A 22,099-nucleotide genomic window follows, 5' to 3' on the forward strand; every position below is an offset into this window, starting at 1 on the left:
GCCCGCGCCCTAGGCCACGGAGGAATAGGCGACGACGCCGCGTTTGATGAGCTTGATGGCCTCCGCGCACAGCCGCGCAATCCGGGGGTCGAGGTTCGGGATGTCGGCGAGCTGGTCCAGGAGGTCGATCACCTGTTTGACCCAGCGGACAAAGTCGCCCGCGGCCAGGTCGGTGCCGCTCAGCACGTCCTGGAGGTGCCGGCCCTTGGCCCATTTGTAGATCGGCCACACAAGGCCGAGCTCGGGCTCGCCAGTGAGGGGCAGCTTGTTGGCTTCCTCGACGTCCTCCAGCGCGGACCATTCGCGCACCACGGTGTCTACCGCGGATTCCAGGGACACGCTCGGCATCTTGGGCCGCAGGCCGCGGTCCTCACGCTTGGCCTGGTAGACGAGGACACTGGCCAGCGCGGCGATCTCGGCGGCGTCGAGGTCGTTGAAGGCCCCCATCCGCAGTGACTGCGAAATCAGCAGGTCCTTTTCGCCGTAGATCCGCCGCAGGCGTTGCCCGTCCGGGCTGATGGACAGCGCGCCCGTGTCCGAGGTTTCCAGGTAGCCGTAGCCCGTCAGGACGCCGCAGACACGGTCGAACGTCTTGGCGATGGTGTTGGTCCGGCCCTGGATCTGGCGGATGAGCCCATCCGTTTCCTGGCGGAGTTTCCACCAGCGTTCGGACCACCGGGCATGGTCCTCGCGTTCGCTGCAGCCGTGGCACGGATGGGCGCGCAGTTCCCGGCGCAGCTCGGCGATCCGCTTCTCCTGGTTGGGCGCAGCGGAGGCCCGGCCGAAGTCGTCGTCGCGGCGCGGCGGCGCCGGCGGCCGATGCTCGCGGATGGCGTTGCGCACCGAGGACGCCAGGTCGCGGCGGGACTTGGGAACCTTGGCGTTGAAGGTCTTGGGAATCCTGATCCGGGTGATCGGCGACAACGGCCCTTCGACGTCGTGCAGGCCAATCCGGCGGAGCTGGTTGTCCAGCGTCATGACGGCGGGGCGGGGCTCGCGGGATTCGTGGTCGGAGCTGAGCACCACCGCGAGCCCCGGCGACTTCCCGGCCGGAACATCCACCACGTCCCCCGGAAGCAGCCTGCTCAGGGAGTCCTCGGTCAAGGACTTCCTGGCTCGGGACGTGCTCCGGGAGGCCATGGTTTCGGCATCGCCCAGGGCCCGCCGCAGCCGCGCGTATTCGGTAAAGTCGCCCAGGTGGCAGGTCATGGCCTTGCTGAACCCGGCAATGGATTCTTCCCGGCTCCTGACCTGCCGGGCCAGTCCCACCACGGATCGGTCCGCCTGGAACTGGGCAAAGGATGATTCGAGGATCTCCCGGGCGCGCGGCCGGCCGAACTGCGCCAAAAGGTTGATCGACATGTTGTACGTGGGCCGGAAGCTGGAGTTCAGCGGGTAGGTTCGCCGTGAGGCCAGGCCGGCGACGGCGGCCGGATCCGTTCCGGGCTGCCACAGCACTACGGCGTGGCCCTCGACGTCGATGCCGCGGCGGCCGGCGCGGCCCGTCAGCTGGGTGTACTCCCCCGCCGTGATGTTGACGTGGGCCTCGCCGTTGAACTTGTCGAGCTTTTCGAGCACGACGCAGCGGGCCGGCATGTTGACGCCCAGGGCGAGTGTTTCGGTGGCGAAGACGGCCTTGACCAGCCCGTCGACGAACAGCTTCTCCACAACCTCCTTGAAGGTCGGCAGCATGCCGGCGTGGTGCGCGGCGAGCCCGCGGAGCAGGCCGTCCCGCCAGCTCCAGAAGCCGAGCACATCGAGGTCATCCGAGGGGATGTCCTGGGCGGCCTCGTCGACGCGCCGGGCGATGATCTGCTGTTCGGCCTCGCTGGTCAGCCAGAGTCCGGCCGCGACGCACTGGGCCACGGCGGCATCGCAGCCGGCGCGCGAGAAGATGAATGTGATGGCCGGCAAGAGGTCCTGCCGGTCCAGGCTGGCGATGACCTGCGGCCGGCTGGCCTTCCGCACCGGGCTGCGCTGGGCGCCCTGCGGTTCGTCCCGCTGGCTGCGTTGCTGGCGGCGCTGGTTCCGGCCGCCGTGGCCGAAGCGGCCACGGAAATTCATCTGGCTCTCGGCCCGGGCCATGGACAGCAGTTCCGGGTTGACCTCGAAGCCGGCCCGCCCTGGCACTTCCGAGGTGACGGCGGCCGCCGGGCCGCCGACAACAGCATCGGCTACGGCGGATGCCTCCCCGGCAGTTGCCTCACTGGCAGTTGCCCCAACAGGCAGGGCGATCTCGTCAAAGCTCGTGTCGCCGGCAAACAGGTCCACGATCTTCCGCCCCACCATGACGTGCTGCCACAGCGGCACCGGGCGGTGCTCGGAGACGATCACATCGGTCTGCCCGCGGACGGTGTCGAGCCACGCACCGAACTCCTCGGCGTTGGAGACCGTGGCACTCAGGGACGCCACCTGGACCTCGCTGGGCAGATGGATGATGACTTCCTCCCACACAGCGCCGCGGAAGCGGTCGGCGAGGTAGTGGACTTCGTCCATGACCACGAAGCCGAGATCATCCAGGGTGTCCGAATCCGCGTAGAGCATGTTGCGGAGCACTTCGGTGGTCATGACCACCACCGGGGCGTCGCCGTTGATGCTGGTATCTCCGGTGAGCAGGCCCACCTGGGCGGCGCCGTACTTGGCGGCCAGTTCGGAGTACTTCTGGTTGCTCAGGGCTTTGATGGGGGTGGTGTAGAACGCCTTGAGCCCACGCTGGAGGGCCAGATAGATGGCGAACTCCCCCACAATCGTCTTCCCGGCGCCGGTGGGGGCGGCCACCAGCACGCCCCGGCCGGCCTGCAGGGACAGGCATGCTTCGCGCTGGAAGTCATCGAGTTCAAATTCGAGCGAGCGGATGAACCCGCCCAGATAGGTCTTGGCTTCAGCAGCCCGCTCGACGCTGGCGCGGTAACGTTCGGACGGTGATTCCGGCCCGGGGTGTGAGGACATGTTTCCAGCCTAGTGCGCGAAAGGCTAGAGATTCTCCAGCTCGGAGCTGGGGGTGGCGTGGTCGGCGGTGGCTTCGGTCTCGGCGTCGCGTTTGACGGCGCGCCGCTCGCGCCGGCGATCGTTGAGCAGGCACAGCCCGATCGCGGCGAAGAACAGCGCCAGCATGGGTCCGGCCAGGTAGAACATGCTCATGGCGTCGGCGCCGGGAGCGGCCATCGCGGCGAACAGGCAGACCAGGAAGACTGTAATCCGCCAGCTCTTGAGCAGCTGCTGGCCCTTGATGAGTCCGGCCAGGTTCAGCCCGAACAGGACCACCGGGAGGAGGAAGGCGATGCCGAAGGCGAGCAGCAGCCGCAGCACGAAGGACAGGTACACCTGGGCGCTGATGAAGTTGGAGCCGCCCGACGGCGTGAAGTCGGTCAGGACGCGGACCGCGTTGGGCAGCACGAGCCAGGCCAGCAGGACGCCGCCGACGAAGAGCGGCACGGCCGCCGCCACGAAGGACAGGGCCAGGCGGCGTTCCCTCTTATGCAGCCCCGGCACGATGAAGGCCCAGAGCTGGTAGAGCCAGACGGGGCTGGCGATAATCAGGCCCAGGAACACGGAGACCTGGATCATGAGGTCGAACGAGCTCGCGACGCCGTCGAAATTTAGAGTGGCCTGGCGGCCTTCATGTTCGTTCAGGTCGCGGATCGGCTTGATCAGCGCCGCCAGCATTGGCTGGTAGACAAGGAAACCCACTACCGTCCCAAGGACGACGGCGATTGCCGCCTTAAAGAGCCGGTTGCGCAGCTCTTTGAGGTGGTCGAGGAGCGCCATCCTCCCCTCGGGGTTCGATCGACGGCTCATGGTTACTGCCATGCGGTCTTAGGCGCGGGTCGACGGCGGAACGTCGGTTCCGTCGCCCGTGCGGCTTTCCGGTGCGCCGGTCTGCGGGTGGTTGATGACCCGTCCTTCAACCGGCTCGGAGCCATCCTTGGCATCGGTGGTGCCGTCCTTCTTCATTTCCCGGACTTCCGACTTGAAAATGCGCATCGACTGGCCCAGGCTGCGGGCCATACCCGGCAGCTTCGGCGCAGCGAACAGCACCAGTGCCAGAACGATGATGATGATGAGATGCCAGCCTTCAAGCCTCATGGGGAGAGGTCCTTTCGTTTGAATACATCCTATGTCTAACGCGTTTCGATGTCGCGCAGCGCCTGGGGTTGCCCGCGGTCCTTCTTGCGTTGGATGCGGCGCAGCCGGCGGGCGTTTTGCCGGGCGAGCTTGGATGCGTGGTAATCATGTCGCATCCGCGCGGGCGAGGCAAAAATGGCGTCGCCGGGCACCGGCCGAAGGGATTCGTCCGCGCTGCCCGGGTCACCGGCGCCGGCCGCTGTCGAACCAGCCGCTGAAACGGTGCCGGTGCCCGCTGGTGAAGGCAGGGTGGAAAAGCGGTCCGCGGCTTCACCCAATTCGGTGAGCGTCGTTGTGGCTTGCCGGAACAGCCGGAAGCCGAGCACGCCGAAGAACAACAGCGACAACGCGACAAGCGCTATCCAAATAACGATCCAGGACCACCAAGGCATGCTGATCAGTCTATCGGGCGATCTGAGAAGGCTTCGTATTGCGTCAGGGCCGCGGCGAGCCACTCCCGCGACGCGGCCGCGAGGGCCTCTGGCTGCAGGATCCGCACCATCCCGCCGTGCTGGGCCACGAACATCGGCAGCCAGTCCGTGCTGCCAAACCGGATTTCGGCGAGCATGCCGCCGCCTGGCAGAGCCGCGGTCCGCTCGGCGTAATAGTCATCAGCGAGGCCGGTGCCGCGGGGCGCGAGTTCCACGACGACCACCGTGTCGTCGTCGTTCGGGGTGAACAGTTTCACCGGAAAGCTGTCCGCCGGCTTTGCCGGCGCGGCCGCCCGCCGGCCGTTGGGCTCAAGGGCTTCGATCCTGTCCAGCCGGAAGTTGCGGAGGCCCTGGGCGGAGTGGCAGTACGCCTCGAGGTACCACGTGTTGTCCAGCGAATAGAGCCGCAGGGGGTCCACGTCGCGTTCGGACACGGCGTCGCGCTGCGCCGAGAAGTACCTCAGGTGCAGTTGCGCGCCGGATTCGAGGGCGGCGCGGGCGGTGTCGAGGATGGCGGAATCACCGGGTGCCACCTCGGGGCCGGAGAGCGCGGCCGCTTTGACGCCTTCCTCCCCCGCCGCGGCCATGAGTTTGAGCGTCACCGATTCCAGGGCGCCGCCTTCGGCGAGCTCGGGCAGGCTGTTGAGCGTCTCCAGGCCGGTCAGGAGCGCACAGGCCTCGTCCACGGTGAACCGTACGGGGCGGGTCAGGTCCAGGGCCTGGGTGATGAATACGTGGTCATCGTCCCACTGGATGTCCAGCAGATCGTCGGGGTAGCCCTCCGGCAGGCCCGAGCAGATCAGGATCCGCAGGTCGTCCTCGAGTGCCTTGCGGGTGATGCCAAACCTGGCGGCGACCTCGCTGATGTGCAGTCCCTGGTTGTGGACAAGGAACGGGACCAGTTGCAGCATCCGCTTGAGCTGGTCCTCCGAGGTTCGTTTACGGGTACGGCCGGCGCGGCCCGCCGCCGGGAAGGCGACGTCCGGCAGGGGCCTGTCGGCGAACTCGGCGGCCGCCGTGAGGCGGCGGTGGACGGCGCCGGCGAGTTCGGGGGGTGAAATCACGGTGACGCGGGGACCGTAGGAGGCCAGCTCCTCGCCCAGGGTCTCCGCATCGCGGAAGGGCACCGCGAGGCGGTCCGTCCCGGCCGGGTGCCCCGGTGTTCGGGCTTCCGGCGCTGCGGCTTCCGGCGCTGCGTCCGGAAGCGGCCGGGCGCGTTTGCGGAGGCCCAGGAGCCGCCCGTGTTCGACGTCGACCACAGCGCTCTGCACCGGCAGCTCGGCCAGGCCGGCCAGCTCCGCGCGGACGTTGAACCCGGCCGGCGGCGTGAAGCTCTCCTTCTCCAGGACGGTCACGGCGGACGTCAGGCGGGACAGGCGGAAGAACCGTTTGTCCCCCCGGCCCCGGTCGTGGCCCACGAGGTACCACTGGCCGAAGCGGCTGCCCAGGCCCCAGGGCTCCACCAGGCGTTCCTGCTCCTGGCCGGTGCTGCCGGCGAGGTAGCTGAACCGGACCGGGTGCTGGGCGTGTATCGCGGCGACCAGGTCCTCGAAGGCCTGGCCGGCGGGGCGGATGCGCGGCTGGACGCCGGTGGGGAGTTCGGCGTCGACCAGGCCGCCGGCGGCCTGCAGCTTCCGGACCGCGTCGACGGCGGCGGAGCCGAGGGCGGCGTGCTCCCAGAGCTGGGCCGCGAGGATCAGGACCGTGCACTCTTCGGGGGTGAGGCTGACGTCGGGCAGCCGGTTCGATTCCTTGCCGATCCGGTAGCGGGTGGTTGCCGGGTCGTCGGAGCCCCAGCCCGTGTCCGTCACGGCCTCGACGTCGAAGCCAAACTGGCGCAGCTCGCCTTTGTCGCGTTCGAACATGCGGCCGAAGGCGACGTCACTGCTCGTGGTGTCGTGGTAGACCTTTTCGCGCAGCTCGCTGCGGCGCAGGCCGTACTTGGTGTTGAGCAGGGCGATGAGCAGGTTCAGGAGGCGTTCTGTACGTGAGGCGGACACCCCGCAAGGGTACTAAAGCCGGTCCCGGAAAATGACGAAAGCGCGGCAACAGCCGGAAGAACTTTTCCGATTGTTACCGCGCTTCGTTCCCCGGGGGGCGGGTGGGGACTAGCGGACGGCGACGAGGTCCACGACGAAGATCAGGGCCTCGTTGGGGCCGATCGCCCCGCCGGCGCCACGGGAGCCGTAGGCAAGCTCGGACGGGATCTCGAGCCGGCGGCGGCCGCCGACCTTCATGCCCAGCAGGCCCTGGTCCCAGCCCTGGATGACCTGGCCGACGCCGACCCGGAAGTCCAGCGGCGCGCCGCGGCCCCAGGAAGCGTCGAATTCTTCACCGGTGGACCAGGCGACGCCCACGTAGTGGGTGGAAACGGTGTCGCCGGCTTTGGCCTCGGCGCCGTCCCCTTCGATCAGTTCGGTGATGACCAGTTCGGTGGGGACGTCTCCTACGGGGAAGTCAATTTCCGGCTTCTCGCGGTCGAGGTTGCGCTGTCCAAATGACATGGTTGCTCCTTTGAGGTGACGTGTAGTGGTTGCAGTTGTAGCGGTGGGTTACTTGACGCCGAGGATATCGACGACGAAGACGAGGTCGCCCTTCGCGTCGCCCTGGCCCTGATCCCCGTAGGCGAGGTCCTTCGGGACGACCAGAAGGACTCGGGAGCCGACCGTCTTGCCGGTCAGGCCCTGGGTCCAGCCCTTGATGACGCCGGTCAACGGGAAGGTGGCCTTCTTGCCACTCTCGAAGCTGGAGTCGAAGACCTTGCCGGTGGCGAGGGCGACGCCCACGTAGTTCACGGTAATGGTGTCGGTCTCCTTGAGGGCCTGGCCCTTGCCGGTGATGAGGTCCTGGGAGACCAACGCGGTCGGCGCCTTGACGCCGGCGACGGAGATCTCCGGGACGCCCTTGTCGTTTTCCTTCACGGTCGGCAGTCCGGCCGGCGGGGTGACGGCGTCGCCCTCAGGCTTGTCCAGGACCGGCGGAGCGTCCTTGGCGGAGAGCACCTTGACGATCAGGAGCTGGGTCGGCTTGGCCGCGGTACCCTCGGCTGCGGCCTGGCCGGGAACGGCGAGGGCGAGGTGCGAGCCGATCTTGGCGCCCACGAACGCGTTGTAGATGACGGGGCTGCTGCCCTTGAGCTCGTCGTTTAGCTCCAGCGGCTCGGGATCGTTCGGGAACGTGTCTTCGAGGGTGGAACCGTCGGTGCCGTTGAAGGCCACGATCGAAATGTTGGCGATCTGGTTGGCCTTGACCCGCTCGCCACCGCCCTCGGTGACCACCTTGACGGTGGGTTCCTTGACGTCGAGCGGCTTGGTGAAGTCGACGCCTGGGGCCTTCTTGTCACCGTTCTCAGTCAATTTGACCGAGTCCAGCTTGGCGGTCTCACCCGCGGACTGGCTGGTGGGTTCCGGAGCCGGAGGCGCTTCGCTGCCGCCGCAGGCGGTCAGCAGCAGCAGTCCGGGAAGAAGAATTGCTAGTAGTCGGCGCAATTGGAAACTTTCGTCGAGGCAGGGTGGACTCAATGCCGTTCGGTTTCCCGTGGCAAAGAAAGCGGCGGCCGCAGGGCGGCCCTACCCCAGAATAACGTGCGAAGCTGGGTATCAGCCCATCGAGTCCAGCAGCGCATCCACCCGTTCGTCCACGCTCCGGAAGGGATCCTTGCACAGAATGGTCTGGTGGGCGCGGTCGTTCAGCTTCAGATGGACCCAGTCCACGGTGTAGTCGCGGCCGAGTTCCTGGGCGCGCCGGACGAAGTCGCCGCGGAGTTTGGCGCGCGTGGTCTGCGGCGGGGCATCCACCGCGTCCTTGACCGCGGTGTCGTCCACCACCCGGCGCACGGCCCCGCGGGCCTGGAGCAGGTAGAAGAGGCCGCGGCCACGGGAAATGTCGTGGTAGGTCAGGTCCAGCTGCGCAATCCTTGGAGCGTCAAGGCCCAGCCCGTGCCGTACCCGGTAGTTGTCCATGAGCTTCTTCTTGATGGCCCAGTCCACTTCGGTATCGATCGTGCTCGTGTCGCCGCTTTCGATGGCGTCCAGCGTGCGCTCCCAGAGGTCCAGGATCAGCGGCACGTGGGGGTTGTGCGCGCCGTGTTCGGCCACGAACGCGGTCACCTTGCCCAGGTATTCGCGCTGGATTTCCAGAGCCGTGAGCTGCCGGCCGTTGGCGAGCCGGACCAGTGCCCGGCCGCTGAGGTCGTGGGAGATTTCCCGGATGCTGCGGATCGGGTTCTCCATCCGCATGTCGCGCATGATCACCCCGGCCTCGATCATCCGCAGGATCAGGTCCACCGTGCCGATCTTGAGCAGCGCCGTTGTTTCGGACATGTTGGAGTCGCCCACGATCACGTGCAGACGCCGGTAGAACTCGGCGTCCGCATGCGGCTCGTCCCGGGTGTTGATGATGGGCCTGGAGCGGGTGGTGGCGGAGGAAACGCCTTCCCAGATGTGGTCGGCCCGCTGGGAGAACGCGAAGGTCGCCCCGTGCGGGGTCTTGAGGATCTTGCCGGCCCCGGCGATCAACTGGCGGGTCACAAGGAACGGGATGAGGATTTCCGCGAGCCGGGAAAATTCCCCGCGCCGCGGGATGAGGTAGTTTTCGTGGCTGCCGTAGGAGTTCCCGGCCGAGTCTGTGTTGTTCTTGAACAGGTATACGGTGCCGTTGAATCCCTCCGCCGCCAGCCGTTCCTGGGCTTCGTCCACGAGGTCGCACAGGATCAGCTCCCCGGCACGATCATGGGCTATCAGCTGGGCGAGGTCGTCGCACTCGGCGGTGGCGTATTCCGGGTGCGACCCGACGTCCAGGTAAAGGCGCGAGCCGTTGGTCAGGAAGACGTTGGAGGACCGTCCCCAGCTGACCACCTTGCGGAAGAGGTAGCGGGCTACTTCCTCCGGTGCCAGCGGCCGGGACTCCGGGCTTGAATAGGAAATTCCGAATTCGGTTTCGATGCCGAATATGCGCTTGTCCATCTCACTTCTCCTCAGCCAGCAATGCCACGATGTCCGGGTCCTCGAGCCGGCGGAACGCCCGGCGGGTGCCGCGGCCGCTTTCCGATGCCCGGTCCAGTACCGCAACTTCAAGTGCGGATACGGGCAGGGTGGTGGTTTCCTTGTCCGCCACGAGCCCGGCGAGGGCCAGCCGGATGGCGCCCGCGAAGTCGAGTTCGCCCTGCCAGCCCGCCGCGACAGCCTCGGAGACCTTGTCCGCCTGGCCACCCATCACAATAAAGCCGTGCTCGTCGGCGATGGACCCGTCAAAGGTCAGCCGGTACAGATGGTCCGCCTCCTGAGCCTGGCCGACTTCGGCCACGGCCAGTTCGACCTCGAAGGGTTTCTGTTCGGCCGTAAACACCGCGCCGAGGCTCTGTGCGTACACGCTGGCGAGGCCGCGGGCTGTGACGTCCTCGCGGTCGTAGGAATAGCCCCGGACATCGGCATATCGCACCCCGGCTTGCCGCAGGCTCTCAAACTCGTTGTACTTCCCGACGGCCGCGAACGCGATTTTGTCGTAGATCTCGCCGATCTTGTGCAGCGACGGGGACGCGTTCTCCGCCACGAGGGCGATCCCGTCCCGGCAACTGATGACCACCACCGAACGTCCGCGGGCGATGCCCTTCCGTGCGAAATCCGCACGGTCCTTCATCAGTTGTTCGGGAGATACATAGAACTGCTGGGTCATCTCAGGCCTCCCGCTGGGCGACGGTGCGGGATTCGATGACGCGGCCGGCCACGGCGGCAAGGTCGCGGTCCGGGATCCGGAAGGCGCCTGTCCGGTTCACGATGTACACCACCGGCCATAGCTGCCGGACGGGGTCCGGCCCGCCCGTGGCGGAGTCGTCGTCGGCGGCGTCGTACAGGGCCTCGACGGCGACCGCCACGGCGTCCTGCTCCGAGAGGCCGGGACGCCAGAGTTTCTTCAGCGCGCCGCGGGCGAACATCGAACCGGATCCCACCGCGTGGTGCTCCTGTTCCTCGTAGCGGCCGCCCGTGACGTCGTAGGAGAAGAGCCGGCCGAAACCTGCGGGCCGGTCGAATCCCGCGAACAGGGGCACGACGGCGAGGCCCTGCATGGCCATGGGCAGGTTGCCGCGGACCATGGCGCCGAGCCGGTTCGCTTTCCCGTCCAGGCTCAGGAGGGTGCCCTCGATCTTCTCGTAGTGTTCGAGTTCAACCTGGAACAGCCTGGTGATGTCCAGGGCGATGCCGGCGGTCCCGGCAATGCCCAGCACTGAATACTGGTCGGCGGGAAAGACCTTCTCGATGTGCCGGCTCGCGATCACGTTGCCCATGGTGGCGCGGCGGTCCCCGGCCATCAGCACGCCCCCGGCGTAGGTCATCGCCACGATCGTGGTCCCGTGCGGGGCCTGCAGCGGTGCTCCTGGCTGGCTGGCGTGCCCGCCGGCGGGCAACTGGTTGAAAGGCACTTGGCCGAAGGGCATCAAATCGGGCCGTTCGCGCTGCAGATGCTCGGTGAATGAGGACGTCGCGTTGGCTGCTACTCGGTTGGCTGTTGTTTCCTGCACTAACGCTCTCCCTCAACGTGGTGGATCAACGACTCTTCCGGCCCTTAGCCCCTCCCGCCGCCCTCATCCGGCGGCCGGCGGCGCTCCTACTGGCCGCCCTTTTGGACGAATGCGCGCACGAATTCCTCGGCGTTGGACTCCAGCACGCCGTCGATCTCATCGAGGAGATCATCGACGCCCTGGGTGGCTGCCGACGCCTGGGCGTCCGCCGGGGCCGGCGGCGCGGCGGGGACGTCCTCGTCAACCTCGGTGTCCCGCGACTGCGGCTGCTGCTGCTCCTGGCCTGCCATTGTTTTCTCCTTCATGTCCGTCCCTTTTCTCCTAAGGGACATCCTGTAGCAATAGTGCCACGCCCGGGGCGCCCGCGGGGGGCTTTGTTTTCAGGAACCGGGGCTGAGTCCGAGCAGTTCTGCCAGGAACGTCCCGGCCTCCCGGTGCCGGGCAAACAGGCCGCCGGTGAGGGCTTCGGTCCCGCGCAGCGGCTCGCGGGTTGGGACCCGCTGGAGCCTGCCGCGGCCGGGGACATCGAAGATCACCGAGTCCCAGCTGGCCCCCGCGAGGTCTGCACCGAACCTGCTGACGCAGCGCCCGCGGAAGTACGCCCGCGTGTCCGACGGCGGTTCGGTCACCGCACGGGCGATCGCGGCGTCGTCGACGATCCGGCGCATCCGGTCGCGGGCCAGCAGCCGGTAGTAGAGCCCTTTTTCGGGGCGGATGTCGGCCCACTGCAGGTCCACGAGGCCCAGCCGTGCGTTGTCCCAGCCCAGGCCGTCACGCTGGCGGTAGCCCTCGAGTAGGGACAGTTTGGCGAGCCACTCGACTGAAGAAGCGGCCGCCGCCCGGTCACCGCCGAGTTCGCTCAGCGTGGCGGACCACCGCTCCAGGACCTCGTGGGTGTGGCCGTCACCGTCCACGGCGTCCGCGACGCCGGTGTCCTGCGCGTGCTTGGAGGCGGCCTCGAAATAGATCCACTGGAGGTCCAGGGCGCTGATCCGCCGGCCGTCGCCCAGGCGCAGCAGCCCGGTGAGCGAGGTGTCGTGGCTGACGGCCTGCAGCGCGGCGACGGGCTCATGGACTTCGATCCGCGGCGCCAGCCCGGCCTCGATCAGGCTCAGGACCATCGCGGTGGTGCCGAACTTGAGGAAGTTGGAGGCCTGGCTGAGGTTGGCGTCGCCGATGATGACGTGCAGCCTGCGGTATTTGTCCGCGGTGGCGTGGGGCTCGTCCCGGGTGTTGATGATGGGGCGGCGGATGGTGGTTTCCAGGCCCACCTCGGTTTCGAAGAAGTCAGCGCGCTGGCTGATCTGGTAGCCGGCCCGGGCGCTGTCCTGCCCGAGGCCCACCCGCCCGGCACCGCAAATGATCTGCCGGGTGACGAAAAACGGCGTGAGGCCGCGCACGATTTCGCCGAAGGGCACCGAGCGGGGCATCAGGTAGTTCTCGTGCGAGCCGTAGGAGACCGATTTGTTGTCCGTGTTGTTCTTGTACAGGTTGATCGGCGGCAGTTCGGGATCCGCGGCGAGGCGCCGGACCGCGGCCAGTGCCACGAGGTCGCCGGCGGCGTCCCACGTGACGGCGGCGCGGGGGTTGGTCACCTCGGGGCTGGAATACTCCGGATGGGCGTGGTCCACATACAACCGTGCGCCGTTGCCCAGCACCATGTTCATCAGCAGCGTGCCGGACTCGTCCTCGCCGTCGGCCTCGAGTTCCTGCCGCCCGTAGGCGAGGGCGATCGCCTCGGCGTCGAGAACGGGAGGCTGGTCGGTGAGTTGTTCCGGGTCCGCGCTGCTGCGCTCCAAGGTCCAGCCGCGGGCGTCGTGCAGCGGTTCCTCGTCCGTGTAGTCCCACCGGGTCTCGGCGCCGCCGGCGGCGCGCTGCCGGGTCACCTGGGCATACGCCTGAATGACCCGGGCTGACATCATCGTGGCGTTGGCTCCCGGGGCCGAGGGCGCGTGGATGCCGTATTCGGTCTCCGATCCCATGACCCGCATCGCCCCGCCGACCGGCAGCCCGCCCGCAGTGTCGGCGGGCTTGCCTGGGACAACAGCCGTCACAGGTACTGGCCTGTGCTGGGCATCGTCTCGATGGACTTCCCGGGCTCCTGGCCGGCCTTGCCCTGGACGATGGTGCGGATGTACGTGATGCGCTCGCCCTTCTTGCCGGAGATGCGTGCCCAATCGTCCGGGTTGGTGGTGTTGGGCATGTCCTCGTGTTCACGGAACTCGTCCACGACCGCCCGGAGCAGGTGGTCGATCCGCAGGCCCTTCTGGCCGATGGTCAACAGGTCCTTGATGGCGTACTTCTTGGCCCGGTCCACGACGTTCTGCACCACGGCGCCGGAGTTGAAGTCCTTGAAGTAGAGCATTTCGGTGTCGCCGTTGGCGTAGGTGACCTCGAGGTATTCGTTGGACTTCTCGGTGGAGTACATCGCCTCGACGGTGCGTTGGACCATGGCGTCCACGGTCGCCTGCACGTCGCCGTTGTGCTCGCCGAGGTCGGACTCGTGGAAGGGCAGGTCCGTGGTGATGTACTTGTTGAAGATGTCGGCCGCGGCCTCGGCGTCGGGGCGCTGGATCTTCACCTTCACGTCCAGGCGGCCCGGGCGCAGGATCGCCGGATCGATCATGTCTTCCCGGTTCGAGGCGCCGATCACGATCACGTTGTCCAGCCGTTCGACGCCGTCGATCTCGCTGAGCAGCTGCGGGACGATGGTGGTTTCGACGTCGGAGGAAATGCCGGTGCCACGGGTGCGGAACAGCGAGTCCATTTCGTCGAAGAACACCACCACCGGGCTGCCCTCGGACGCCTTTTCCCGGGCGCGCGCGAAGATCAGGCGGATGTGGCGTTCGGTCTCGCCGACGTACTTATCGAGCAGCTCGGGTCCCTTGATGTTCAGGAAGTAGCTCTTCATGTCCGTCTTGCCGGCGCGCTCGGCAGCCCGGGCGGCCAGCGAGTTGGCCACGGCCTTCGCGATCAGGGTCTTGCCGCAGCCGGGCGGGCCGTACAGCAGGATGCCCTTGGGCGCCTTGAGCCCGTGCTCCCGGTACAGGTCCGGGTGCAGGAAGGGCAGTTCGACGGCGTCGCGGATCTGTTCGATCTGCGGGCCCAGTCCGCCGATGTCCTGGTAGGTGATGTCCGGGACTTCCTCGAGCACGAGGTTCTCCACCTCGGAGCGCGGGATCTTTTCCAGCGCGTACCCGGTCCGGGAATCAATCGAGAGCGCGTCGCCGACCCTGAGCCGCTGGGCGAGCAGGGCGCCGGAGAGCCGGATGACCCGCTCCTCGTCGGCGCGGCCCACTACCAGGGCACGGTCGGGCCCCAGCATTTCCTTGAGCGTGACGAGGTCCCCGGCCCGCTCGTAGCCGAGTCCGGCGACCACCATCAGGGCTTCGTTGAGCAGGACTTCCTGCCCGACGGCGAGCTGGCTGATGTTGACCAGCGGGCTGATTCCCACGCGCATCTTGCGGCCGGCGTTGAAGATGTCCACGGATTCCTCCGTGGCCGCCTGGCCGCTGTTCCCGGCCGTCGGCTGCCGTTTCGGGTTGAGCTGGAGGATGGTGCCGAAGCTGTACGGCGGCTGTCCCTCCTGGTCGAGGGCGTTTTTCAGCCGCAGGATCTCGGCCTTGGCCGTTTCCAGCATGCTGACCAGTTTGGAGTTGTTCTGCGTCGCGGCGGCGAGCTGGCGGTCAATGTGGCGGAGCTTGTCCCGGAGGATGTTGACCTGCCGCTCGGCGACGGACAGTTCATTGGTGGCATACCGGTCACCCTCGCCGTCTGCGGCGCGGGCCGCATCCGTGCGGGCGGCAGCATCCGCTGCGTCCTCGGCCGGTGTGCGGCCCGGGTCAGTATTCGGAGTCTCCATCGTGCATCAGCCCCTTCCTGCTCTTCTGTTAAGACCATAGCCCTAAGAAGGCGGGTGCCGCTGGAGACATCCGAAATATGCTGCCTAGTTCGTTATCTCCGGGGCGTCGACGACGTTCGTTCCGGCGATTGCGTCGCGGGCGGCGCGGCGCAGCTTTTTGTCCGAGACCGCACGCTCGCCCACAGCGCCCGGGGTCCAGGCGTTGACGTCTTCTTCGTTAAAGTCGGTCTTGGAGGGGCGGCGCTTTACCGAAATTCCCGTGACGCCGTCGGCGAGGCGGCGGGTTACCAGCAGGAAGCCCGTGTGGGCGACCATGCGGTGGTCCGGGCGGACGGCCAGGCCTTCGAGATGCCAGCCGCGGACCATGGATTCCCACGCGTCGGGTTCGGTGAAGCGTCCGTCCGCGCGGATGGCTTCGGCTGTCCGCGAAAGCTGCGTCACAGTCGCGACATAATTGATCCATACGCCGCCGGGGGCCAGGACGGTGGCGACGGCGTCGAGGCACTCCCACGGCGCGAGCATGTCCAGGACCACGCGGTCCACGGAGCCTGGTTCCTCGGTGCGCACCACTTCCTCCTGGAAGTCGCCAAGGGAGATCTTCCAGGCCGGGTGCGGTCCGCCGAAGATGGTCTCGACGTTGCCGCGGGCGATGTCCGCGAACTCCTGGCGGCGTTCGAAGGAATGCAGGTAGCCGTTGTCCCCCACCGCGCGCAGCAGGGAGATGGACAGGGCGCCCGAGCCGACGCCGGCTTCGACGACGCGTGCGCCCGGGAAGATGTCCGCCATGGTCACGATCTGGCCGGCGTCCTTCGGGTAGACCACGGCCGCGCCGCGGGGCATCGAGAGCACGAAGTCCGAGAGCAGCGGACGCAGGGTCTGGTACTGCTGTCCGACGTTGTTGACCACGACTGAGCCGTCGGGCTTGCCGATGATCTCGTCATGGTTCAGGAAGCCCCGGTGGGTGTGGAAAGCCCCGCCGACTTCGAGGGTGATCGTGTTCATGCGGCCACGCTCGTCCGTGAGCTGGACGCGTTCGCCTTCACGGAAGGGTCCGCGGCGGCGCGCCGCGCCGGTGGCACCATTCGCGCCGGCGGCACTGCTGGCCCCGGCGGTGGGAGTGTCAGTGCCTGCGGCGGCGGTGGTGTTGGCAGTGTTAGTGCCTGCGGCGGTGTCGCTGCTCATGAAGATGTTCCTCGCTCCTGTAAAGCTGTGTGGCCGCGGACATGCCGGCGGGCACCGGTCCTTGCGCGTGGGGGCCGGAAATTCACGACCGCCCAGTAACTCTACCGGTTCTGCCCCTGGTTCTGGCGTTCGTTCCGGTACTTGCCCGTTATGGCCCGGACGACGGCGGACTGGCGCAGCAGCCCGGTGACGGCGCCCTCGCGGTTCACCACCGCGTACTCCTGGCCCTCAAGCTGGGCCAGGTACTGGACGAGCTCCTGGCCCTTGGACCATTCGGGGACATAGGCGCCCGCGCCAAGGGGGTAGGAGACCGCGGTAAGGGCGGTCGCTGCGGCCAGTCCGGCCGGCACGCTGGCGGCGGCGCCGGCGTCGACGATGGCCACCGGACGGCCGTCCCGGTCGCACAGCACCACGGCGGGCTTTCCGCCCGGCGCCCGGTCCAGGAGGTCCGCGACCGTCGCGGTTTCCGGAAGGCCGAGGGCGGGTTCGGCGAGGGCCGCGGCGTCGACGAGGTGCAGCCGGCCCCGCAGGCGGGCCTGCTGGATCGAGGCAGACGCCCCCATCCACAGGAAGCTGCCCACGAGGGCGGTGATGAGAGTGAAGGAAATATCCGGCCGCGCGCCGCTGACCAGCGGCAGGACAATGAACCACAGGGCGAGGGCGATCACGATGATGCGGCCCGCCCAGCCTGCCGCAATTGTGCCCTTCTCCTGGCTGCCGGTGGCTTTCCACACGGCGGATTCGACCAGCCGGCCGCCGTCCAGCGGAAGGCCGGGAAGGACGTTGAAGATGCCGATCAGCAGGTTGGCCCAGACGAAGATGTTGGCCAGGATGTCGGCCACGCCGTTCAGGTCGCCGTAGGCAAGCGGGAGCCAGCCTGCGCCGGCAAGGACGAAGTTCGCGGCCGGGCCGGCCATCGCCACCAGGACGGAGCGGCCGGGTGAGGCCGTGAAGCTCTGGAACTGGGTGTGGCCGCCCCAGAGGTTGAGGACAATTTTCTCCGTGGGCCAGTGGAACAGCTTCGCGGTCAGCGCGTGCGCGAGTTCATGGGCCAGCACGGAAATCAGGAGCAGCAGCGCGTAGGCGAAGGCGACGAAGAAGGCGGTGACGCCGAGGCGCGGATTGTTGCTCTGCAGGACCGGCCCGTAGGCGATCACCGTGAAGGCCGCGATGATGAACCAGGAATACGCCAGAAATACCGGAATGCCGGCGATCCGGCCCAGCGGGATCCCTTCCCGGCGGTTAGCCGGAGTCTTTCCGCGTTGCCCCTGGCTGCCGGTGTCAGCCACGGGAGTGGCCCGCGGTCGAGAGCGTGGTCGAGACTGTGGTCGAGACCGTACTTAAGCGGCCGGTTGGGTCCGCGGCGGCGCCGAAGGTGGCGTCGGGGAAGTCGTGCCGCAGGGCCACGAGCTCCTCCAGGTCAGCGACTGTCCGGCCTTCCAGGGTGTTCCAGGTGGCGCGGCGGGGATCGTGCGGGAGGGGCAGGATGTGCGGGATGGCGACCGTGACGACGCCGGAGGCCACGGCGGCGGCGACACCCGGCACAGAATCTTCCAGGGCCACGCAGTGATGCAGGCCGAGCTCGGGATCCTGCTGCTGCAGGAGCTCGACGGCCGTGAGGTAAGCCTCCGGGTGCGGCTTGCCCTGGGTCACAGTGTCTCCCGTGACGAGGAACTCGAAGTAGGGCTCGGGCAGGCTCGCAACGATCTCCCGGGCCAGCGGGGCCTCGGACATGGTGACGAGGGCGCAACGGACGCCGGCGTTGTAGAGTTCGTCGAGCAGTTCGCGGGCCCCGGGGCGCCAAGGAATGGAACTCCGGACCTGGCTGATCACGTGGCCCGTGAGGGTGTCGATGATCTCGCGCCGTTCCAGGGCCACGCCGGCTTCCTGCAGGATTCCCGCGGAAAACATCAGGGACTGTCCCACGAGCTGCATGGCCTGTTCGTGGGACCATTGTCCGCCGTGGGCTTCGACGAGTGCGTGCTCGGCTGCGATCCAGTAGGGCTCGGTGTCGACAATGGTGCCATCCATGTCCCAGAGCGCTGCTTTAAGGAGGGGCCGGGAAGCTGAGGATCGCATGCCTTCCAGTCTACGGGGAAGCCCGCGGCCGGGCGCCCGCGCTACGCCTACGGCGAATTCCACGCGCCCGACCGTGGGATTCCGGGCGGAAATTGCGGTTCCTTGGCGCGCGATTGCCTGCGCTCGGCGGGTTCTTGGACGTAGGGTGATGGCATGAACAGCTTCGAGGCAGACCCCACCGAACCAGGCGCCGTCTCCGAGCCGGAGCGGCTGTTGCAGCCAGTCCCCGAGGGCCGGCGCATCACCGTCATGCTCGCGGCCTTCGAAGGCTGGAACGACGCCGGAGAGGCCGCCAGCGATGCCCTGCGCTACCTGAACAAGCTCTGGGGCGGCAAGAAGGTCGGGGCGATCGACGCCGACGAGTACTACGACTTCCAGTTCACCCGGCCCACGATCCGGCGGACAGCGGCCGGTGAGCGGAAGATCAAGTGGCCGTCCACGCGGATCTTCAAGGCCAGCGTCCCCGACTCGAACGTGGACGTCATCTTCGTCCAGGGCACCGAGCCGTCCTACAAGTGGCGTGCCTACACCGCGGAACTGCTGGTGCACGCCGAGGCCCTGCATGTCGACTACGTCATCCTGGTCGGTGCGCTGCTGGCTGACGTGCCGCACAGCCGGCCCATTCCGGTCAGCACCTCCACGGACGACGCCGCACTGCGTGAGCGGATGGACCTGGAGGCCTCGCAGTACGAGGGCCCGGTAGGGATTGTGGGCGTGCTCGGCGAGGTGGCCCTGCTGGCCGGGCTCCCGACCGTGTCGCTCTGGGCGGCCGTGCCGCACTATGTAGCCCAGGCCCCGTCGCCGAAGGCTCAGCTGGCCCTGCTGCACCGGGTCGAGGAGCTGCTCCAGGTCCCGCTGGACACCACGGAACTCGTGGAGGAGGCCGACGCGTGGGAACGCGGCGTGGACGAGCTCGCTACAGAGGATCCGGAAATTGCGGCGTATGTGCGCCAGCTCGAGGAGGCCAAGGACACCGCCGACCTCCCGGAGGCCAGCGGCGAATCGATAGCCCGAGAATTTGAGCGCTACCTCAAGCGCCGGGGCAAGGACAAGCCCTAGCCCGCGTCCCGCTTTCCCCGGACCAGAGTCTTATGACCCTGACGGCGGGCGCCTGTCGCGGCGAGAGTTGGACCTGGCCGCGACGCCGGCCAACACCGAGTGGAGGGCACACCATGACAGATCACAACTACATCTTGTTCGTGTCGTCGTACGCCGACGAGGGCTCGGCGGAAGAGGATTTCAAGGCGATCAAGGGCATGGACGACGCGGCCGTCGCGGCTGCCGTCGTCCTGTCGCGTGACTCCTCGGGCAAGACCGAGGTCAAGGAGCACGGCGGCGGACTGGTCGCCGGCGGCACCAAGGCCGGCGCAGTCGGCGGCCTGGTGGTCGGACTGTTCGCTCCGCCACTGCTGCTGTCCGGCGTGATCGGTGCCGGGATCGGCGCTGGTGTGGGTGCCATCAGGAAGCGGCATGAGGAAAAGTCCATCGGCGTCAACGCGGAGGAGTTTCTGCCGCCGGGCTCCTCGGCGATCGTTGCCATCGTCGATGACCTCTACCTGGACCGCGTCGACAAGGCGATCAGCAAGGCCACCAAAAAGGTCAGCAAGGCTGTCGAAAGTGGTGACTACGACGCCGTCGTCAAAGCCGTGAACGAGGGCGACGAGAAAATCATCGAGGCCGCTTCGTCCTGACCGGCCGACGCAGCCACCGTGGAGACGGCCGCTGGGTTTTGGGATCTTCTCCGGCCGGGGCCGATCGAAATCCGGTTAGAGTTCGACGCCGAGCAGGGCGTTGACGGCGTCGCTCACCAGCGCGGCGTCCGTGGCAGAGGCCTCCCCCGGGGCTGCCAGGGCGGCCTTGGCCCAGGAATCGACAGCGGCGAGTGCGCCGGGCGCGTTCAGGTCGTTGGCCAGTTCGGTCCGCAGCCTGCCAAGCAGGGCCGCGGCGGAGCCTTCCGGCGCCACGGCGAGGGCCTCGCGCCACGTGCGGAGCCGGTCTTTGGCCTCCGCGAATCCGGCGGCGGTCCAGGACCAGTCCGTGCGGTAGTGGTGGGCCAGGATCGCGAGGCGGATCGCGGCAGGTTCTTCCCCGTCAGCCCGGAGCCTGGAAACCAGGACAAGGTTGCCCTTGGACTTGCTCATCTTTTCCCCGTCGAGGCCCACCATGCCCGCGTGCGCGAAGTGGCGGGCCAGCGGCACGCCCGCCAGCGAGTACGCGTGGCCGGCGCCCATTTCGTGGTGCGGGAAAATAAGGTCCGAGCCGCCGCCCTGAACGGTAAATGGCCTGGGCAGGTACTCCTGGGCGATCACGGTGCATTCGACGTGCCAGCCGGGCCGGCCCTCCCCCAGCTCGCCACCGGGCCAGCTGGGCTCGCCTTCGCGGGCAACCCGCCAGAGCAGCGGATCCAGCGCCTGGCGCTTCCCGGCCCGGCCAGGGTCGCCGCCGCGTTCGGCGAAGAGTTCCAGCATTTCGGCGTCGGAGAGTCCGGAAATGGATCCCAGGGTCCAGGCGTCGACGTCGTCCGTCGAGTGCTTCCCGGCGGCTTCGACGTCGTAGTAGACGTCGCCGTCGGGCTCGCCGCCGGTGCCGGGGACGCGGTACGCGAGTCCGTTGCGCAGCAGGCGCTCGATGGCGGGAACGATCAGGGGAACGGCCTCGACGGCACCAATGTAGTGGTCCGGGGCGAGGACGTTCAGGGCCTCCATGTCGGTCTGGAACAGCTCGATTTGGCTCGCGGCGAGATCGCGCCAGTCGACGCCGGTGGCCGTGGCGCGCTCCAGGAGGGGATCGTCGACGTCGGTCACGTTCTGGACGTAGGCGACGTGCTGGCCTCCGTCCCGCCACGCGCGGTTGAGGAGGTCGAAGGCGACATAACTGGCCGCGTGGCCCATGTGCGTGGCGTCATAAGGGGTGATGCCGCAGACATACATGGACTGCTCACCCGTGGCCTCCAGGGTGACAATTCCGCCCTTGGCGGTATCGAAGAGGCTCAGGGCGGGCATGCTGCCGGGGAGCTGGGCAACAGGGCGGGAGGTCCAGGATTTCACAGACCAAGCCTAGTGCTAGGCGCTGATGACATTGAAACCGAGCAGCAGGAACAGCGACATTCCCAGGATGATCCGGTACCAGACGAAGAGCCGGTAGCCGCGGGTGGAGACGTATTTCAGGAACCAGCCGATGATGACGTAACCCACAATGAAGGCGATCACGGTGGCCAAGGCAGTTTCCGGGAGCCCGTACGGGCCGGTGATGCCTTCCTTGGAGACCACTTTGTACAACTGGTACAGGCCGCTGCCGAACACGGCGGGGATGGCCAGCAGGAAGGAGTAGCGGGCCGCCGCCTCACGGGTGTAGCCCATCAGGAGCCCGGCGCTGATCGTGCCGCCGGAGCGGGACACACCGGGGAACAGCGCCAGGGCCTGCGCCAGTCCGTAAAAGAGGCCATGTTTGTAGGTCAGCTGCGTCAGTTCACGGTCCTGCCGGCCGATGGTGTCGGCCACCGCGAGGACCATGCCGAAGATGATCAGCATGGTCGCGACGCCCCACAGGCTGCGGAGTACCGATTCGATCTGGTCCTGGAACAGCAGGCCCAGGACGATGATCGGGATGCTGCCCAGGATCACCAGCCAGCCCATGCGCGCATCCGGGTCCTGCCGGGAGACTTTGCCGGTCAGCGAACCGGACCAGGCACGGATGATCCGCAGGATGTCGCGCCAGAAATAGACGATCACCGCCGTCTCGGTGCCCAGCTGCGTGATGGCCGTGAAGGCGGCGCCGGGATCGGACGCTTCCGGGAGGAAGGCGCCGACAATCCGCAGATGGGCGCTCGAGGAAATCGGGAGGAACTCGGTCAGCCCCTGTACCAGGCCCAACAGAGCCGCTTGTATCCAGTTCACGTTTATA

20 protein-coding genes are annotated in these 22,099 nt (G+C 67.6%); 2 read left to right on the forward strand and 18 right to left on the reverse strand.

Annotated elements, in window-relative coordinates; all coding sequences use genetic code 11:
* Positions 1–9: 9 nt before the first annotated feature.
* The 16 genes from ARTB_RS03050 to ARTB_RS03125 all read right to left on the reverse strand — a co-directional run bounded on the left by ARTB_RS03050 (position 10) and on the right by ARTB_RS03125 (position 18,196).
* Positions 10–2,949, reverse strand: coding sequence for a DEAD/DEAH box helicase (locus ARTB_RS03050; RefSeq protein ID WP_243177596.1), 2,940 nt, complete (start codon positions 2,947–2,949; stop codon positions 10–12).
* A 24-nt stretch (positions 2,950–2,973) separates the two neighbouring features.
* Positions 2,974–3,768 carry a twin-arginine translocase subunit TatC gene (gene tatC / locus ARTB_RS03055; RefSeq protein ID WP_243177989.1) on the reverse strand — a complete coding sequence of 265 codons (795 nt, stop codon included), beginning with the start codon at positions 3,766–3,768 and terminating at the stop codon, positions 2,974–2,976.
* A gap of 48 nt (positions 3,769–3,816) precedes the next feature.
* Positions 3,817–4,086 (reverse strand): Sec-independent protein translocase subunit TatA, encoded by a 270-nt coding sequence (tatA, locus tag ARTB_RS03060; protein WP_028275585.1) that lies wholly within the window; start codon positions 4,084–4,086, stop codon positions 3,817–3,819.
* Between the two features lie 35 nt (positions 4,087–4,121).
* Positions 4,122–4,517: a hypothetical protein gene (locus ARTB_RS03065; RefSeq protein WP_028275584.1), complete on the reverse strand. Its 396-nt coding sequence runs from the start codon at positions 4,515–4,517 to the stop codon at positions 4,122–4,124.
* A 5-nt stretch (positions 4,518–4,522) separates the two neighbouring features.
* Positions 4,523–6,556, reverse strand: a complete 2,034-nt coding sequence (locus tag ARTB_RS03070; protein ID WP_243177599.1) for a helix-turn-helix transcriptional regulator — start codon at positions 6,554–6,556, stop codon at positions 4,523–4,525.
* Between the two features lie 108 nt (positions 6,557–6,664).
* Entirely contained in the window at positions 6,665–7,060 is a 396-nt protein-coding gene (locus ARTB_RS03075) for an FKBP-type peptidyl-prolyl cis-trans isomerase (RefSeq protein WP_243177601.1), read from the reverse strand.
* A gap of 48 nt (positions 7,061–7,108) precedes the next feature.
* A complete protein-coding gene (locus ARTB_RS03080; RefSeq protein WP_243177603.1) occupies positions 7,109–8,044 on the reverse strand; it encodes an FKBP-type peptidyl-prolyl cis-trans isomerase in 936 nt (311 codons plus the stop codon).
* A 111-nt stretch (positions 8,045–8,155) separates the two neighbouring features.
* Complete coding sequence (pafA, locus tag ARTB_RS03085) at positions 8,156–9,520, reverse strand: Pup--protein ligase (protein WP_243177605.1); 1,365 nt, start codon at positions 9,518–9,520, stop codon at positions 8,156–8,158.
* 1 nt (position 9,521) lies between these two features.
* Positions 9,522–10,229, reverse strand: a complete 708-nt coding sequence (gene prcA / locus ARTB_RS03090) for a proteasome subunit alpha (protein WP_243177607.1) — start codon at positions 10,227–10,229, stop codon at positions 9,522–9,524.
* A gap of 1 nt (position 10,230) precedes the next feature.
* Positions 10,231–11,073, reverse strand: a complete 843-nt coding sequence (prcB, locus tag ARTB_RS03095) for a proteasome subunit beta (RefSeq protein ID WP_243177609.1) — start codon at positions 11,071–11,073, stop codon at positions 10,231–10,233.
* Between the two features lie 86 nt (positions 11,074–11,159).
* Entirely contained in the window at positions 11,160–11,363 is a 204-nt protein-coding gene (locus ARTB_RS03100) for a ubiquitin-like protein Pup (RefSeq protein WP_026266331.1), read from the reverse strand.
* 90 nt (positions 11,364–11,453) lie between these two features.
* Positions 11,454–13,127: a depupylase/deamidase Dop gene (gene dop, locus ARTB_RS03105; RefSeq protein ID WP_028275578.1), complete on the reverse strand. Its 1,674-nt coding sequence runs from the start codon at positions 13,125–13,127 to the stop codon at positions 11,454–11,456.
* Positions 13,124–14,935, reverse strand: a complete 1,812-nt coding sequence (gene arc / locus ARTB_RS03110) for a proteasome ATPase (RefSeq protein ID WP_243177610.1) — start codon at positions 14,933–14,935, stop codon at positions 13,124–13,126. The genes dop and arc overlap by 4 nt, the downstream gene beginning before the upstream one ends.
* 84 nt (positions 14,936–15,019) lie before the next feature.
* Positions 15,020–16,117, reverse strand: coding sequence for a tRNA (adenine-N1)-methyltransferase (locus tag ARTB_RS03115; protein ID WP_028275577.1), 1,098 nt, complete (start codon positions 16,115–16,117; stop codon positions 15,020–15,022).
* 101 nt (positions 16,118–16,218) lie between these two features.
* Positions 16,219–17,406, reverse strand: a complete 1,188-nt coding sequence (locus ARTB_RS03120; protein ID WP_028275576.1) for a site-2 protease family protein — start codon at positions 17,404–17,406, stop codon at positions 16,219–16,221.
* Positions 17,399–18,196 carry an HAD family hydrolase gene (locus tag ARTB_RS03125; RefSeq protein ID WP_084475910.1) on the reverse strand — a complete coding sequence of 266 codons (798 nt, stop codon included), beginning with the start codon at positions 18,194–18,196 and terminating at the stop codon, positions 17,399–17,401. The genes ARTB_RS03120 and ARTB_RS03125 overlap by 8 nt, the downstream gene beginning before the upstream one ends.
* Positions 18,197–18,349: 153 nt before the next feature.
* Here ARTB_RS03125 and ARTB_RS03130 point away from each other — a divergent pair, with 153 nt between their 5' ends.
* Together ARTB_RS03130 and ARTB_RS03135 are read left to right on the forward strand one after the other, a co-directional pair.
* On the forward strand, positions 18,350–19,255 hold the full coding sequence (locus ARTB_RS03130; RefSeq protein WP_018772914.1) for a PAC2 family protein: 906 nt from the start codon (positions 18,350–18,352) through the stop codon (positions 19,253–19,255).
* A 113-nt stretch (positions 19,256–19,368) separates the two neighbouring features.
* Positions 19,369–19,887, forward strand: a complete 519-nt coding sequence (locus ARTB_RS03135) for a DUF1269 domain-containing protein (RefSeq protein ID WP_243177611.1) — start codon at positions 19,369–19,371, stop codon at positions 19,885–19,887.
* Between the two features lie 75 nt (positions 19,888–19,962).
* Here the strand turns inward: ARTB_RS03135 and mshC are convergent, their stop codons facing one another.
* Positions 19,963–21,243, reverse strand: a complete 1,281-nt coding sequence (gene mshC / locus ARTB_RS03140) for a cysteine--1-D-myo-inosityl 2-amino-2-deoxy-alpha-D-glucopyranoside ligase (RefSeq protein ID WP_243177612.1) — start codon at positions 21,241–21,243, stop codon at positions 19,963–19,965.
* Between the two features lie 15 nt (positions 21,244–21,258).
* On the reverse strand, positions 21,259–22,092 hold the full coding sequence (locus ARTB_RS03145) for an undecaprenyl-diphosphate phosphatase (RefSeq protein WP_028275574.1): 834 nt from the start codon (positions 22,090–22,092) through the stop codon (positions 21,259–21,261).
* Positions 22,093–22,099: the final 7 nt, after the last annotated feature.

It is taken from the genome of Arthrobacter humicola, from assembly GCF_022803015.1.
Lineage (GTDB): Bacteria > Actinomycetota > Actinomycetes > Actinomycetales > Micrococcaceae > Arthrobacter > Arthrobacter humicola_A.

Coding starts and splice junctions, on each gene's coding strand:
- ARTB_RS03050 (WP_243177596.1), bottom strand. CDS start 2,949: ATGTCCTCACACCCCGGGCCGGAATCACCGTCCGAACGTTACCGCGCC.
- tatC (WP_243177989.1), bottom strand. CDS start 3,768: ATGGCGCTCCTCGACCACCTCAAAGAGCTGCGCAACCGGCTCTTTAAG.
- tatA (WP_028275585.1), bottom strand. CDS start 4,086: ATGAGGCTTGAAGGCTGGCATCTCATCATCATCATCGTTCTGGCACTG.
- ARTB_RS03065 (WP_028275584.1), bottom strand. CDS start 4,517: ATGCCTTGGTGGTCCTGGATCGTTATTTGGATAGCGCTTGTCGCGTTG.
- ARTB_RS03075 (WP_243177601.1), bottom strand. CDS start 7,060: ATGTCATTTGGACAGCGCAACCTCGACCGCGAGAAGCCGGAAATTGAC.
- pafA (WP_243177605.1), bottom strand. CDS start 9,520: ATGGACAAGCGCATATTCGGCATCGAAACCGAATTCGGAATTTCCTAT.
- prcA (WP_243177607.1), bottom strand. CDS start 10,229: ATGACCCAGCAGTTCTATGTATCTCCCGAACAACTGATGAAGGACCGT.
- ARTB_RS03100 (WP_026266331.1), bottom strand. CDS start 11,363: ATGGCAGGCCAGGAGCAGCAGCAGCCGCAGTCGCGGGACACCGAGGTT.
- arc (WP_243177610.1), bottom strand. CDS start 14,935: ATGGAGACTCCGAATACTGACCCGGGCCGCACACCGGCCGAGGACGCA.
- ARTB_RS03115 (WP_028275577.1), bottom strand. CDS start 16,117: ATGAGCAGCGACACCGCCGCAGGCACTAACACTGCCAACACCACCGCC.
- ARTB_RS03125 (WP_084475910.1), bottom strand. CDS start 18,196: ATGCGATCCTCAGCTTCCCGGCCCCTCCTTAAAGCAGCGCTCTGGGAC.
- ARTB_RS03130 (WP_018772914.1), top strand. CDS start 18,350: ATGAACAGCTTCGAGGCAGACCCCACCGAACCAGGCGCCGTCTCCGAG.
- ARTB_RS03135 (WP_243177611.1), top strand. CDS start 19,369: ATGACAGATCACAACTACATCTTGTTCGTGTCGTCGTACGCCGACGAG.